The following is a 753-nucleotide window of genomic DNA, read 5'->3' on the forward strand; positions in this document are numbered from 1 at the left end:
CGGCCCTGAGCTATTCTTCCTTTTCATCGGAGTATGCGGCGTCATTAATCTATCCTTGGGGTCTGCATCTGCGCAATGGGCCGTCACTGCGCCAATCTTTATTCCTATGCTGATGCTTGTTGGGTACTCGCCAGAAGTCATTCAGGCAGCCTACCGAATAGGGGATTCATCAACAAATATCATCACACCGATGATGAGCTATTTTGGGCTTATTCTAGCGGTGGCCGAAAAATATCGTCGCGACATGGGGATAGGCACCTTGATCTCGATGATGCTGCCCTATTCCTTTATCTTCCTCACCTGCTGGAGCATTTTCTTTTACTTGTGGGTGTTTGTTCTCGGCCTTCCCGTTGGACCAAATACACCGACGCACTACACAATGTAAATGCACACAGCAGTAGTTAGCGTGATCTAGTCTATGCTGAGAGATATGGAAACCTTTCAGCATATTACAAGCTATCTTGGACAGGCCTTCGAAGAGCAACCTGTTTGGCGTGAACATGCGCTCATACGGAAAATGCAACGAGATGGCATCGAGCCCATCGCTTCACTATCCTTATCCAACATGCTGTCGCTTTTTAAAGTGCATTTCCTGGTCCGACATGGGCTCTACCAACTGAGAGCAAAGTGGCGAAGCACACAACGTGCAGATTTGATCATAGGAACGATAGAGATCGTCTCTATCCCCTATCCCAGCGCTACGAAAAGCGATGGGGCAACCAACTCGGAAATCCGCGAAACTGACTTGCTCGA

Annotated in this window: 2 protein-coding genes; both read left to right on the forward strand. The window is 48.5% G+C overall.

All coding sequences use genetic code 11. The features are described 5' to 3' along the window. Positions 1 to 385, forward strand: a 385-nt coding sequence (locus tag A3750_RS01970; RefSeq protein ID WP_197474802.1) for an AbgT family transporter, incomplete at its 5' end; no start/stop codon positions are given. A gap of 45 nt (positions 386 to 430) precedes the next feature. Next, positions 431 to 753 (forward strand): DNA-J related domain-containing protein (locus A3750_RS01975; protein ID WP_197474803.1); only part of this gene is annotated, 323 nt, incomplete at its 3' end.

Source organism: Oleiphilus sp. HI0079, from assembly GCF_001635105.1.